This is a genomic window from Listeria immobilis (assembly GCF_014322845.1).
In the GTDB taxonomy this organism is placed as follows: Bacteria; Bacillota; Bacilli; order Lactobacillales; family Listeriaceae; genus Listeria; species Listeria immobilis.
The window spans coordinates 32,970-47,588 of record NZ_JAASUA010000012.1 but is presented as its reverse complement, the minus strand read 5'-3'; the positions used below and the strand labels follow the sequence as shown (position 1 = coordinate 47,588).

14 protein-coding genes and 1 riboswitch are annotated in these 14,619 nt (G+C 33.8%); of the genes, 3 read left to right on the top strand and 11 right to left on the bottom strand.

Annotation, left to right across the window (positions count from 1 at the left end):
- Positions 1-104: 104 nt before the first annotated feature.
- From HCJ45_RS12965 to HCJ45_RS12935, 7 genes are all read right to left on the bottom strand, one after another.
- Positions 105-1,292 carry a spr1629 family repressor/antitoxin gene (locus tag HCJ45_RS12965; RefSeq protein ID WP_185347043.1) on the bottom strand — a complete coding sequence of 396 codons (1,188 nt, stop codon included), beginning with the start codon at positions 1,290-1,292 and terminating at the stop codon, positions 105-107.
- Between the two features lie 32 nt (positions 1,293-1,324).
- Positions 1,325-2,089 carry a spr1630 family ClpXP-sensitive toxin gene (locus tag HCJ45_RS12960; RefSeq protein ID WP_187125087.1) on the bottom strand — a complete coding sequence of 255 codons (765 nt, stop codon included), beginning with the start codon at positions 2,087-2,089 and terminating at the stop codon, positions 1,325-1,327.
- A gap of 641 nt (positions 2,090-2,730) precedes the next feature.
- Entirely contained in the window at positions 2,731-3,804 is a 1,074-nt protein-coding gene (locus HCJ45_RS12955; protein ID WP_187125086.1) for an ABC transporter substrate-binding protein, read from the bottom strand.
- Positions 3,801-4,607, bottom strand: coding sequence for an ABC transporter permease (locus HCJ45_RS12950; protein ID WP_187125085.1), 807 nt, complete (start codon positions 4,605-4,607; stop codon positions 3,801-3,803). The genes HCJ45_RS12955 and HCJ45_RS12950 overlap by 4 nt, the downstream gene beginning before the upstream one ends.
- Positions 4,604-5,413 carry an ABC transporter permease gene (locus HCJ45_RS12945; protein ID WP_185347050.1) on the bottom strand — a complete coding sequence of 270 codons (810 nt, stop codon included), beginning with the start codon at positions 5,411-5,413 and terminating at the stop codon, positions 4,604-4,606. Before HCJ45_RS12945 ends, HCJ45_RS12950 begins: the two co-directional genes overlap by 4 nt.
- Entirely contained in the window at positions 5,413-6,507 is a 1,095-nt protein-coding gene (locus HCJ45_RS12940) for an ABC transporter ATP-binding protein (RefSeq protein ID WP_185347052.1), read from the bottom strand. Before HCJ45_RS12940 ends, HCJ45_RS12945 begins: the two co-directional genes overlap by 1 nt.
- Before the next feature lie 14 nt (positions 6,508-6,521).
- The gene (locus tag HCJ45_RS12935; protein ID WP_185347054.1) at positions 6,522-7,064 is read right to left on the bottom strand and encodes a helix-turn-helix domain-containing protein; all 543 of its coding nucleotides are present in this window, start codon (positions 7,062-7,064) and stop codon (positions 6,522-6,524) included.
- Between the two features lie 204 nt (positions 7,065-7,268).
- Between HCJ45_RS12935 and HCJ45_RS12930 the strand changes: the two genes are divergently transcribed.
- On the top strand, positions 7,269-7,739 hold the full coding sequence (locus HCJ45_RS12930; RefSeq protein ID WP_187125084.1) for a hypothetical protein: 471 nt from the start codon (positions 7,269-7,271) through the stop codon (positions 7,737-7,739).
- A 138-nt stretch (positions 7,740-7,877) separates the two neighbouring features.
- On the opposite strand, the gene HCJ45_RS12925 is transcribed toward HCJ45_RS12930, so the two are convergent.
- The 3 genes from HCJ45_RS12925 to HCJ45_RS12915 form a co-directional block, all read right to left on the bottom strand.
- A complete protein-coding gene (locus tag HCJ45_RS12925) occupies positions 7,878-9,932 on the bottom strand; it encodes a Na+/H+ antiporter (RefSeq protein WP_185397537.1) in 2,055 nt (684 codons plus the stop codon).
- A 126-nt stretch (positions 9,933-10,058) separates the two neighbouring features.
- Positions 10,059-10,697 carry a GTP pyrophosphokinase gene (locus HCJ45_RS12920; protein ID WP_187125083.1) on the bottom strand — a complete coding sequence of 213 codons (639 nt, stop codon included), beginning with the start codon at positions 10,695-10,697 and terminating at the stop codon, positions 10,059-10,061.
- A 155-nt stretch (positions 10,698-10,852) separates the two neighbouring features.
- A complete protein-coding gene (locus HCJ45_RS12915) occupies positions 10,853-11,209 on the bottom strand; it encodes an iron-sulfur cluster biosynthesis family protein (protein ID WP_187125082.1) in 357 nt (118 codons plus the stop codon).
- A gap of 152 nt (positions 11,210-11,361) precedes the next feature.
- On the opposite strand from HCJ45_RS12915, the gene ytvA reads away from it, so the two are divergent.
- Together ytvA and HCJ45_RS12905 are read left to right on the top strand one after the other, a co-directional pair.
- A complete protein-coding gene (gene ytvA, locus HCJ45_RS12910) occupies positions 11,362-12,123 on the top strand; it encodes a YtvA family blue-light photoreceptor (RefSeq protein WP_187125081.1) in 762 nt (253 codons plus the stop codon).
- Between the two features lie 70 nt (positions 12,124-12,193).
- Positions 12,194-12,392: riboswitch (Lysine riboswitch) on the top strand.
- A gap of 92 nt (positions 12,393-12,484) precedes the next feature.
- Positions 12,485-13,945 (top strand): amino acid permease, encoded by a 1,461-nt coding sequence (locus HCJ45_RS12905; protein ID WP_187125080.1) that lies wholly within the window; start codon positions 12,485-12,487, stop codon positions 13,943-13,945.
- 49 nt (positions 13,946-13,994) lie between these two features.
- On the opposite strand, the gene HCJ45_RS12900 is transcribed toward HCJ45_RS12905, so the two are convergent.
- Positions 13,995-14,456: a MarR family winged helix-turn-helix transcriptional regulator gene (locus tag HCJ45_RS12900; RefSeq protein ID WP_185347121.1), complete on the bottom strand. Its 462-nt coding sequence runs from the start codon at positions 14,454-14,456 to the stop codon at positions 13,995-13,997.
- Positions 14,457-14,619: the final 163 nt, after the last annotated feature.

Below are 14,619 nucleotides of genomic sequence, written 5' to 3'. Positions count from 1 at the left end.
GAAAACAGGCTTTTACTACAGCAATATTTAACAGTCCTGCCTCCAGATATGAGGAAAAGACAAAAAACACTTATGGGCAGCACATATAAGAACGTCTTCAAATATTAATTAGTTTCCTTAGTGAATAAAGAAACAACATTTGAGTTATTAAAATATTCTCTATTTGACTCTTCAGAGTACTTGCTTAAAAATTCATTTTCAATCCCCAATAGAGATTCTAAAAATGAACGTTCAATATAATAATCATTTAAAATATTATTTAATGAAAATAAGTGATTTTTAAAAATTAAGTCTAGCAAAGAACGAACTTTTCCAGGTCTAATAATCGAGATATCTTCATCTAAAGGTTCATTTTTTTTGTAACCTTTTCGATTTAGAGCTGCGTAAAAGTAACGATTTTCTTCAAATGTCAGTAGTCCCATTTTATAAGCACGATACTCTAACGCACCAATTGATACCATATATTTCATTTTCAAATCCAAATAAGATTCAGGATTTGATTTCTTTGAGATAGTTAAAAAGTCTTTTAAAAATTGATTTTTTGGAAGGAGGAAAAAAGAGGCAAAATCATTTGCTTCTTTTTCAATTATTTTATGTTCATCTTTTGTTAAGCTGTCCATATCAATCTTGTAATGCAGTAACAAGTGCCCTAATTCATGGGCTAAATCAAAATTTCTGCGAACCGCAGATTTTTTTTTATTGCCAAGTATAATAAAAGGTTTTTCTTGACTAGTCCAAGTACTATATGCATCAATACTTACTCCCATATTTTTTTCTAAAATATATATCCCTGAAAGTTCAAGCTTGTAAAGAAGCTCTGAATTTGATTGTACGTCCAATTTTTCTCTAGCATTTTCAGCAATAATCTCTAATTGTAAGAGTCTGTCACTTGCTTCTGTTGACGTATTATAAAGTTGAATTGATTCGTTTCTTAATTGTGAAAGGAGACTAGCTTGTAAATTGAGCTTACTTTCAAACTTATCTAGAAAATAACTAGTAAAATCAATAAAAGTCGTTTCCATTTTTGTTTTTTTACGAGCCTCCCTATCCTCAGCTCGATAGGCAATGCTTTCAACTTTAGAAATATTAGTTACAAATGACTCTGTATAGAAAAATTGAGCTTTTACATTAAAAACTTTTTTTAGTTCATTAACCACTTCAAATTTTGGTACAGTATACTGGTTTTCATACTGCCAGATTGCTTGTTCACTTAAACTTAATTTGTCAGCAAGTTCCTTTCTGGAGAGACCATTTAATTCTCTGACACTTTGTAATTTCTCTCCGAAAAACATTATAATCACATCCTTGCTTTTTTGTTGGAAATTTAGTTTCCAGATTCTTCTTTTTCTTCTTCAGGTATAGAATAACCAAATGCGTTTGAATCACCTGAGAAGATAGTCTGATCAGATATTTTTTCATTCATAATTGGCTCTACATCTTCAATAGTAGCTTCATACTCACTAGCTTGTATAAGATAACTTAAATCTTCAATTAGCTCTAGATTCATTGTTTGACGATTAGGCATGGTTAATTGAATGGATTTAATAATTTTAGTTTCATCATCAATCTCGTATGTAACAATATAAAAGCGTGCATATTTTTGATTTACGTTTAGTTGCTTGCCTTCTATAACAGCTCTTACTTCTTCTGGGGAATTTAATTCAAGTTGAAGCTGTTCTGATTGAATAACAAAGTTTTGCTTTCTATTCTTTAAAACATCGGTGTTTATGTCAGCTAAATTAACTAAGTAATTATCTTCATTGGCTTTCTTTTTTTGATCATCAAAAGATTTTTTTACTCGTCTAGAACTTTTTACGATAACCATATAATTTTCAGCATTTTCACTAACTGTAAACTGTAAATATTCCCAAGTATAACCAGCTTTTTCAATTTTAAACTGTAAATTGTGTTTTTGTCCAATTTTAGAAACTTGATCATCGATGTGATTTCCTTTTGTCCAAGCGTATGCACCACTAACACTCATTGACTCTTTTTTGCTTTTTCGCTCTTCAAGATACTGTAAGTACCCTTTCAAAGTACCATCAACTATTACTTTGCTTATTGCTTCGCCTAATTTAAATTCATCCATACTTAACCCTCCAATCTATTTATCTCTGTAAGTATACAACATTTTTAAAATAAAAACATTATTTTTCGTTTTTATTTAAAGTATATGTCTTTTTCAATTAATAAATTTTTATTTCAAAGCCGTAAAACAATAAGAAATATCTACAGTATAACTTCTGTTTTAACTATAAAAGCTTACATATTCTAGTAATTAATCTGCCTCGCAGCATGCTCTCTAATATACTTTAAAAAAATCCTTTCTTTTTTAGTTAAAATAATATGTATCACAATCAAAATTAACTAGATTTGGAAGAATTCGCAGGATACAAATTTATAAACTAGAAAAACTAATTATTTATTTCTAACTTTTTTAGTAATAGAGTATAAACATCTTCAACATTTACAGTATATATTTTAGTACTTTAAAAAAACTATTCTTAACAAGACTTTTTACATGAAAATTTTTCTCTAAAAACATCTACGCTCAACGCTATACACATCAAGCTTTCCAGCCAAAAACCTCTGGTAGAATTCTCTAATAGAAAACACCAAAAAAGCGACAATTTCGTCGCTTTTGGTAAACTTTTGGAAAACTAGCAATAAAAACGATTGTTTATACTCCTGAATGCTTGCTGATATAACACGTTTTCGCCGGTTGCCCGATCACTTGCGATACATCTTAAACTCTAAGAAAAGCTCATTATAATAAGATAGCATTCGTTTTCCTAAGTTATCATATACTTCTAAATTCGTCAGCTCATCCATATTTGGATAAAAACGTTCGTCACTAGAAATTTCTTTTGGTAATAGTTTCACTGCTTTTTCATTTGGTGTGGCGTAACCAACATATTCGGCATTTATGGCTGCATTTTCTGGTTTTAACATGAAGTTGATAAATTTGTGGGCGCCCTCGACATTTTTCGCAGTTTTTGGAATGACCATATTATCAAACCATAAATTCGAGCCATCTTTTGGAATCACATATTCTAAATCTTCATTTTCGCTTAGCATTTCTGCCGCTTCACCGGAAAAAGTCACTGCAACACCAGCTTCATTATCGGCCATGAGTAACTTAATTTCATCACCGACAATCGCTTTTACGTTGGGAGTCATTGTTTCAAGCTTGTCACGTGCTTCCATTAAATGTACTTTGTTTGTGTCATTGAGGGAATATCCTAAGCTGTTTAATCCAAGACCCATTACTTCACGGGCTCCATCAATTAAAAGAATTTGATTTTTCAAGTCAGGATCAAATAATGCATCCCACGTATCAAAATTCTTATTTGGGAACATTTCCTTGTTATAAATAATTCCCAGTGTTCCCCAGAAATATGGCATTGAATACTTATTATTATCATCAAAAGACAAATCCATAAAGCGCGGATCGAGATATTTTTCATTGGGTAATTTGGAATGATCAAGTGGAATTAGTAAATTTTCTTCTTTCATTTTACTAATCGCATAATCACTCGGTACTGCAATATCAAAAGTAGTACCACCTTGCTCGATTTTTGTCATCATTGCTTCATTCGAGTCAAAGGTTTGATAAATAACTTTCATACCCGTTTCTTTTTCAAATTTCGTTATTAAAGATGGGTCAATATAGTCGCCCCAGTTATAAATCGTTAGTGTGTTACTCCCAGCGTATCCTTCTGAACGGTTCATCGTTGTTGCAAGTAGCATCATAAGAAGTGCCACCACAATAACTGGCACAAAAATTTTCAGCAATTGCTTCATTCTTTCGTCGCCCCCGTTCGAATATTTTTGCTTGTATTATGCTTGCTAATAAAGTAATAACCAATAACAAGAACAATCGTAAATAGGAAAATAAGTGTAGATAAAGCATTGATAGAAAGCGAAATCCCTTGTCTAGCACGAGAATAAATTTCCACCGCTAATGTAGAGAAGCCATTTCCTGTTACGAAAAAAGTGACCGCAAAATCATCCAGCGAGTACGTAAGCGCCATAAAAAATCCTGCTAAAACACCTGGCATAATATACGGTAAAATAACTTTAGAAAGCACTTGCCACTGACTCGCCCCTAAATCACGGGCAGCATCCATTAATGTTGGACTCATTTCTTGTAATTTTGGTAATATCATAAGTACGACAATCGGAATACTAAAAGCAATATGCGAAACAAGTACAGAAATAAAGCCTAGTTTCACCCCTAAAATCGTAAAGAAAATCAAGAAACTAGCACCGATAATAACGTCCGGGCTGACAATCAACACATTATTCAAACTAAGCAACGAATTTTTCGCAAAAGGTTTTGGCATAAATTTTATCGCCAATGCTCCGAAAACCCCAATCACTGTTGCAATCACTGAGGAAAGCAGTGCAATAACAAAGGTATTTAAAACAATAATTAACAATCGCGTATCTTGAAAAACTTCCTTGTAGTAATCAAGTGTAAACCCGCTAAAATTATACATTGTTCCACCTTTATTAAAAGAATAGAAAATCAAGTAAAAAATGGGTGCGTATAAAATCACAAAAATAAGTACTAAATAAATTGTTCCCCATTTACTTTTCTTCATTTACGCACACCTCTTTTCTTTTTAGAGCCCGTTAAAAACATAATTAAAATCATGGCAATTATTAAGAACACACCAATCGTTGAACCCATTCCCCAATCTTGCGTGACAAGGAAATGTTCTTCAATAGCTGTACCAAGCGTAATCACCCGGTTTCCAGCAATTAATCTTGTAATCATAAATAAAGATAAAGCCGGAATAAATACAGCCTGACAACCAGATTTCACCCCATCTGCTGTCAAAGGAAAAATCACTCGTCGAAACGTCGTCAAACTGGATGCGCCTAAATCGCGAGACGCTTGAATCAAAGTTGGGTTAATTTCCTCAATCGCATTAAAAATCGGCAAAATCATAAACGGAATAAAAATATAAGTTGATACAAATAAGAAACTAAAATCAGTAAATAATATTTGTTTTGAACCAATTCCCATCAATTCCAAAAACTGATTTGCCGCCCCATAAGTCCCAAAAATCCCAATAAAGGCATATGCTTTCAAAAGTAGATTAATCCAAGTTGGCAAAATAATTAACAGCAACCACAATTGTTTATGTTTCAATTTGGTTAGCAAGTAAGCTGTTGGGTAAGAAATAAGTAACGTAAAAACGGTAATTAAAAACGCATACCAAAACGAACTAGCCGTCATTTTCAAATAAACTGGCGTGAAAAAGTGAATATAATTATCCATCGTCAAATTACCATCAACATCAAAAAATGAGTAATAAACAATTAATAAAATTGGTGCAACAACAAAAAGTAAAATCCAAAGTACATAAGGAATAAGGTATACCGTCCGAGTGCGTCTATTCATTACTGCACCTCATCATAGCTATCCAGCCGCTTATCGAATTCTTCCTCCGTTTCCCCAAGACGCATAACATGAATTGCCTCTGGATCAAACGCTAAGCCAATCTTATCACCAACACGAACTTTTCTTGTAGTATGAACGAGCCACTCATTTCCGTCCGTATCAATACAACCCACTTCATAATGCACGCCGCGAAATAGCATCCAGTCCACCGTTACTTGAAGTTTCCCTTTTTCAGCAGAAGTTATTTCAAGATCTTCTGGTCGAATAACTACTTCTACAGTTTCATTTGGACGGAAGCCTTGGTCAACACATTCAAAGCGTCTTTCTACAAATTCCACTTCAAAGTCTTGCATCATTTTACCAGTGACAATATTTGATTCACCAATGAAATCTGCTACAAATTTATTAATTGGTTCATCATAAATATCAATTGGTGTTCCGCTTTGCTGGATTTCCCCTTTATTTAATACAAAAATCTCATCACTCATTGCAAGTGCTTCTTCTTGGTCATGTGTCACAAAAATAAACGTAATTCCAAGCCGTTTTTGCAAGTCACGAAGTTCATATTGCATTTCAGTCCGAAGTTTTAAATCAAGCGCCGAAAGCGGCTCATCTAGCAAAATAACTTCCGGTTCATTAACAATCGCACGTGCAATTGCAACACGCTGTTTTTGCCCACCCGACATTTCGCTAATTTCTCTTTTTTCATATCCTTTTAAATTAACAAATCGTAAAGCTTCTTTGACTTTTTCGTCTATAGCTTCTTTTTTTAATTTTTTTATTCTAAGCCCAAAAGCGACATTTTCGTATACATTTAAATGTGGAAATAGAGCATAATCTTGGAATACCGTATTAACTGGGCGTTTATTTGCTGGTATTTGATTAATAACTTTTTCACCAAGGAAAATTTGCCCTTCTGTCGCTTCTAAAAAACCAGCAATTAAGCGTAAAATAGTTGTTTTCCCACACCCTGAAGGACCTAATAATGTATAAAATTTTCCTTTTTCTATTTCAAAACTGACATTGTCTAGTACGGGTGGATCATTGTCAAATTGTTTTGTTACATTTTCAAAACGAATAATTGTTTCTGTCAAAATAGTTTACCCCCTTATAAATATGAATCCGTTGCAACTAAAATGAGTGTCGCTTTTTGATTTGATCTGTTAATAATTTGATGCTCATCTGCTGCATGGAAATAAATAGCTTCTCCGGTTTTTGCGATATACTCATTTCTTCCAAGTATCACTGTCACTTCTCCGTTTAGCACATAGCCAAAAGTTTCAGAAAGCGATGGTTCAAAGTTTTTAAAATAGCTATTTTCTTCTATTTCAAGTAGTACAGGTTCCATTTCTTTTTCATTCGATTCCGGAACCAACCACTTAATTCTGTATCCCTTCTCTTCATCTTCAAAAAATGTATGCTCTAACTCCCCATATATTACTTTTTGATTATGTTCTTCCTCATCAAAAAAGTCTTTTGGTGTCGAACCAAGCACTTCCAAAATAGCAAACAAGGTTTCAATAGATGGCGAACTTAAATCTCGCTCTAATTGTGAAATATAGCCTTTAGTTAAATCAGTCCGCTCGCCTAGTTCCTCTTGCGTTAAATTCTTGCTAAGCCTAAGATTTTTAATACGTTTGCCAATTTCCATGTCTGTTTCCTTTCTTTCAAGTTTAGTGATAGTAAACCTCAAGTTAGATAAGTTTACTAATATTAAACATAGAGTTTACTTACAGCAAGATACATTATACAACAAAGCTATCATACGGACAATAGTTTTTTATGTTTTATTAGCTAGACAAGGATTTTTTTAATGCGAAGATTTTATCATTACAACAAGAGGCTGGTGGCATCCATGACGGAATATCGATTTTCAAAACATACTATAAACTTAGCTTCAATATTGATAATGAGCCTTTCAACTTTTATATGTGGACAATTTCTCATTTCCTATATTTTTTCCTCAGTACATGATTTGTCAGGAATAGTTATTTTTCTTGCACTAATGACAACTTTCTTCCTATTTTTCAGACACTACTTCTTTTCTGGAGTTTTTACCATCAAGAAAAATGCCTTTTATCATAAAAGAGCGTTTTCTGATAAAAATTATCCCTTTCACAGATATTATGTTGCGTGTGATAAGGAGCTATATTATCGTGGTTATAAATCGCCGCCTTTTTATAGAATTACAATTCTGGATTTGGAAACAGAAAAAGAAAAAGTTATAATTATTTTCGCTTTTACAAGAAAATATCAACGTGCTGACTTAAAAATGCAAGAAGAAATTTGCCGATTTAGTGACCATTTAAGAAAAGTTCAATCGTAAATCTATCCATACGTAGTAACCCCGCTCTTTGTCCCACGTTCTGCGAGGCTTTTTAGTTTTCTTTAATTAGCTTCTATTTTCCAACAGTAAAAAAATCGCCTATACACCTCTTTAGGTATATAAGCAATTATAATCATTTTAATCGGTTCCCAAAAAATCATCATATAAATAAGTCTCAATCATATTTAAATTCTGACGGAGTTCACGTGCCAAATCTCTTGAAATTCCACCTGTTTCAAATAGATGCTGAATAATATCACGTTCAGTTTGGAAAGCCACAATTTGAACTTCGCGTTTTTTCTGTTCTGATTTTGCACGTTTTCTACGAGTTATATTACTGTCATTCCTAATTCGCTCTAAAAACATTGTATGTTCTGTAATAAGTGGACCGATAATATCCGCATTTTCTTTTGTAAGTTGCTCTTTTAATTTTTGGATAACTAGTATCTCATTTTCTTCTCTTAACTTACGAATTGCCTGGAAGCGTTCATTATCTTTTGAAATCCCTTTTTTCATTTTATGACTAATTTTGTACCATTTTTTCGGGTGAATGACAAACATCATAAGTCGAACAAAGAACATCCATGCTGTTTTTATTTTTGTTCGGAAGCGTTGTTTAATTGCTTGCTCCACCATATTTAGATAATGTTGATAGCGATAACTATCGGTTGCTACCAATTCTCCGCTATCCGCTTTTTTCTGCGTATTCATTCGTTGCCATTCAATAATTTCTAACCGTTTTTCTCGCTCTCTCTCATCCATCTTTTTATTTGAACTATTATGCTGTAAATCATAAATCCGTCTCCGGTAGTCCTCAATCACTTCATCTGTTGCTGCTTTCGTCTCTGGTAAAGTTTGCTCTTTCAGCTCCCTAATCACATTTCTTAAAATCCGAATTCGAGTCGCTTTTTCTGCTCGTTCATCTTCCGTTGTTACTTCTTCATTTTTAGCTAACAGTGGTAAAATAAATGTCGCAATTACTAATGTACAAAGAATAACACCAGACGCTAAGAAAATAATTAACGCTCTTTGTGGAAAAAGTGTCCCATCATCTAGGAAAAATGGAATTGCAAGCGCACTGGCTAATGTTACTGCTCCACGTACTCCAGACAAAGAAGTAAGTATTACTGGGCGCAGTTTTGGTCGTGTTGTTTTTTTGTTATGTTTTTCCCGTTTTTTTGCACCAATATTCCATGACATATACACCCAGACAAAGCGAAGTAAAATTAAAGCAGCGGTGATGGATAAAATATAGGCAGTCACTTGCCAGTTGCTGATACCTGAATCATTCCAAACCACTTCGATTATAGAAGGAAGTTGGGTACCTAAAAGTAAAAACACAAGCCCATTTAAAACAAAAATAATAACTGACCAAGTACTTTGAGATACAATATTTAGTTTAACTGATTGTGGATCGATTTTCTTTCGTTCCATTGAGTGCATAATTCCTGCTGCGACAACCGCTAAAATTCCAGAAACATGAAATTCTTCCGCCACTAAATAAATAATAAATGGTGTCAAAATTTGGATAAGCATGTGGAAAGTAACGTCTTCCATTCCAAGCCCGCGTACCCACTTAAGAAATCTGAATTTTAACCAACTAAGTACTAATCCGACTAAAACACCGCCGATTGCAATAACAAAAAAGCTAATACTCGCATCCAGTAAACTAAAAACACCCGTTACCATCGCTGCAATCGCAAATTGGAAAGCAACTAAACCTGATGCATCGTTAATTAAAGCTTCTCCTTCTAACAAATTCATTATTCGTTTAGGTAAATTTATCCGACCTGAAAGCGAACTCACAGCAACGGCATCTGTAGGCGCAAGTGCAGCAGCAAGCGCAAAAGCAGCAGCTAGTGGAATGGTCGGAATCATCCAATTTACAAAATAGCCAATAACCACTACCGTTGCAAACACAAGCCCAAGTGCTAATACCAAAATTGGCATCCGCATTCCCCATAAGGCTTTCTTATCAGTTCGTCTTCCATCATTAAATAACAATGGCGCAATAAACATCACCAAGAAAAGTTCCGGGTTTAATTTTAAATCGAACGTAATTGGTACAAGCGCAATCATCACACCTAAGCCAATTTGAATAAGTGGTACTGATACAAAGGGCACAAAGCGATTGACTAAATTAGAAATAAAAATAGCTACAAGTAATGCTAAAACATATAAAAATATTTCCATTATGTACGCCCCTTTCGTTTTTTCTCCTATATTATTATGAAGCAAAAATAATTATCTCGCAAATATAAAACAGCTTTATTTCTTTGCAACGTATTGGCCTGCAAAGAAATAAAGCTGTTTTATCATTTATTGTTCTTTTTCCTTTTTATACTGGTCAATTTGGTCATTTAAGTTTTTCATTTTTTCATCTAAATGAGTAATTATTCTTGCCGCATCTTGTAATTCTTTAACCAATTCCTCTGGCGCTTCTTGCTGATACTTATAATAAATCTTATGCTCCAAACTTGCCCAAAAATCCATCGCAACGGTTCGAATTTGAATTTCAACGGTCATTTTTTCAGAACGGTTTGTTAAGAAAACTGGTACTTCACAAAGTAAATGTAAACTCCGATAGCCATTTGGTTTAGGATTCGTCACATAATCTTTAACACGCAAAATGGTAATATCGTTTTGTCCTGCTAACATCTCATGAATTCTAAAAATATCTGATACAAAAGAACAGGTAATCCGAATGCCGGCAATATCATGGACATGTTTTAACGCATTTTCTGGTGTAATATCCAACTCTTTTTTTTCTAATTTTGCCCCAATACTTTCTAATGACTTCACCCGAGATTTCAAGTGTTCCATTGGGTTATAATCATGAATAAATTGAAATTCTTCATTTAATATTTTAAGTTTTGTATTTACTTCTTCTAAAGCAAAGCGATGGAGCAGCATAACATTTCTCCAACTCTTTAACTCATCTACTGATGGTTGTTCCATCGTAACACTCCTTCCTTATGTAAAAAACTTCCCTATTCTATGTTACTACAATTCGGAAGCTAGTGTCACTATATGTTGAAAGTTTCACTACATTCTCATGAAAATTTCATCAAAAAACCTAGAATAATAATATTTACCCTAGGTTTTAAATGGAATTATTTTACACTAACAGGGCAACTAATTACTTTATCCGACTCTGTTACTAAAAGTAAATTACGATTATAATACTGTCCATCACTTTTTAGCATCATTACCTTCGCTTTATCATCATAATCAATGATTAATTCTTCCTCTAAAAATATCTTTGTCCAGCGTTTAATTAAAATCGGACCAATGTTTGACTCCACTTCATCATCTTCTTTTGTTTGTTTTTCTACTAAACGAAGCGTAAAAATGCCGCTATTCTCACATGCACAGCCTTCTGTATCGTAATACAAATGTAGTTGTCCAGGTAACCCAGATCGAAGTACTTCAAGCCGTTTTTTAGCACTATTTGTAAATCTAATAAACATAACGTATCACCTCTACCTTTATTATACACCCTCATTGATATATTTTCTCGTTATCGATTTTCCTTATTTTAAATTCACAAATTTGACATTGGGCTTTCGCGCATCATCGTGTTATGATATAGATGTATTTTCAAAGGGGGCGAAACACGCAGATGTCTGCTTATCCAAAATTTGATATTATCTTAGAAGCATTAAATTTATCGAGTGTTGGGGTAATTATTACTGATGCTGAACAAAAAAATAATCCAATTATTTTTGTAAACACAGGTTTCGAAAATATTACCGGCTATACAAAAGCTGATGCACTTGGTTCCAATTGTTACTTTTTACAAGGGGAAGATACAGATAAAAATGAAATCCAAAAAGTTCGTGATGCAGTTACAAACAAAACCACAACAAGAGCATTACTAAAAAATTACCGAAAAAATGGTTCATCTTTTATGAATGAACTAACGATTGAACCGATTTATGATGATAACGGACATTTATATTTTGTTGGTATTCAAAAGGATATTACAACAGAACATAATTACCAGCTGGAACTCGAAAAATCCCTAAGAGAAATCGAAAAACTTTCTACACCCATTGTACCTATTAAAGATAATATATGTGTTTTACCACTTATTGGCTCGCTTACAAACGACCGGTTTCAGCATATGTCTGAATATGTAAGTGACTATATGGATAATGGCAAGGAAGATTACTTAATTATGGATCTTTCCGGACTTGCGGATTTTAATGAGGATGCAGTGATGAATCTTGTGAAATTTCACGGATTTATGAAATTAACTGGAGTAGAGTTAATTATTACAGGTATTTCCCCTAAGTTCGCCATGACATTAATTCGCTATGAAGAAAATCTATCTACTTTAACAACTTACAGCACTATCAAAGAAGCCTTACAAAATTATTAAAAAACGTATTGCAAAATGAGTTGTTTTCCGTTATTATGAGTAAATAATCAAATACAAACCCTCATCCAAATGGTGAGGTAGAGGTTGCGAGATTCACTAGTACTTTTTTAGAGGCGAAACAAAGACGCCAATGACAAAAAACGAACAGGATGATCGCCGAAGTGACTATTTTATCTTTGTTTAAGAAATAGTTGTTGGGACAGTTGCTCAAAAGCGCTGGACTGCTATAAGAATTTGTCAAATTTTCTTATGGATGTGCTATCTGACAAGAAGATGTTGGTAAAATATGTAACAGCCAATTTCTTGAAGATTGGCTGTTTTTTTGCGCACTTTCCTCTAAAAATAGAAAGGAAGATATATTTTGAAAAAAGAAACACATGGCGAAATTCGTCGTGACTTAAAAACGAGACATTTATCCATGATTGCTATTGGTGGATCTATCGGAACTGGGTTGTTTTTAGCCAGTGGAAATGCCATCCATACAGCTGGGCCAGGCGGAGCACTCGTTGCCTATATCGCTATTGGTATTATGGTTTACTTTTTAATGACTAGCTTAGGCGAAATGGCCACCTATATGCCGGTTTCAGGTTCATTTAGTACATATGCTACTCGTTTTGTGGACCCAGCATTTGGTTTTGCACTTGGTTGGAATTATTGGTTTAATTGGGCAATTACCCTTGCAGTTGATATTTCTACCGCAGCTATTATCGTTCAATTTTGGCTACCGAATACACCTGCATGGCTATGGAGCGCTATATTCCTCATCCTAATCTTTGGTTTAAATGCCTTGTCTGTAAAAGCTTACGGCGAATCAGAATATTGGTTCTCCATCATCAAAGTAGCAACTGTAATTATTTTTCTTATTGTAGGAGTGTTAACCATTGTTGGAATTCTTGGTGGAGAAGCAATTGGCTTTTCTAATTTCACCACTGGAGAGGCGCCGTTCAAAGGTGGTTTCTTTGCCATCCTTGGAACATTTTTAATCGCTGGTTTCTCTTTTCAAGGAACAGAAATGGTCGGAATTGCTGCTGGTGAAAGTGCTACCCCAGAAAAAAGTGTTCCAAAAGCAATTAAACAAGTTTTTTGGCGGATATTATTATTCTACATTTTCGCGATTTTTATTATTGGGATGATTATTCCTTATACAAGCCCGCATTTACTAAGTGCAGATGCGACAGATGTTGCTATTAGTCCTTTTACACTTGTTTTTGAGAAAGCGGGACTTGCTTTTGCTGCTTCGATAATGAATGCAGTTATTCTTACTTCGGTATTATCTGCCGGGAACTCTGGTTTATATGCTTCAACTAGAATGCTCTGGGCTATGGCTCGTGACAAAAAAGCACCACGTTTCTTGGGAAATGTAAATAAGCGCGGAATTCCAATGGCTGCTTTAATTGTGACAACCATTATTGGCGCTATGACCTTTATCACTACATTAACAGAAAACGGAACCGTAATTTATACATGGTTACTATCTGCTTCTGGATTAACAGGCTTTATTGCTTGGGTTGGTATTGCCATCAGTCATTATCGCTTCCGTAAAGCATTTTTAAAACAAGGTCATGATTTAAACGAACTAAAATATAAAGCGAAATTTTTCCCGTTTGGACCGATACTTGCATTGATATTATGTATTTTGGTTATTATCGGACAAGATTATGCTGCCTTTTTAAAACCGGAATTCACAAATCCTGCTTGGTGGCAAAAAATAGGTATTTCTTATATCGGCCTACCTATTTTCCTGATTTTCTGGTTATCGTTTAAATTCGTAAATAAAACCAAAGTTATCCCACTAGAAGATTGTAAATTCGATAAAAAATAAAAAAACATCTCTTGTTCATTCAGGCTAACCTGAGTGACAGGAGATGTTTTTATTTACTCTTTTTTAATAATGTTTCTACTTTTTTATTCAAGCGAAGCAATTCTTTTACTTCCGATTCGTTAAGATTTTCAAAAACTTTCATCATTGCTTTATACATAAACGCATTTGCTGTAGATCGTTTGGACAAATCCTCCCCTTTTTTAGAAAGTTTTAAGGTTAAATCCATACTATCACTTGGTATTGTTTTATTTAATTTCACTACTAATCCTAAATTTATTAATCCGTCAATATTTGCTGCGGCGGAACTTCCGGTAATGATTAATCGCTTCGTTAATTCTGCAACTGAAATTCCTGGAGCGCTGTATACTACATTAATAATCGCCAATTGTTGTATGGTTAAACCTAAACTAGCTGCATTTTGGTCAGCATACCCCGCTGAAATCCGCTGAATCGACCAATATGTTTTTAAAAGTTCGCTAATATTTTCTGTATCTTTATTAATAATTGTCATCATCCAACCTCCTCTTACAACCTATTCTACGCACTTTATGATAAAAACTCAATTAAATTTACGAAAAAAATATATTTCTTATTACGATTTAATAGTTGCTTATTAAAAGTAAGTATGGTATAGTTTAGCTATTAACAGTTAAGCTACTTGCTTACTTAATTCA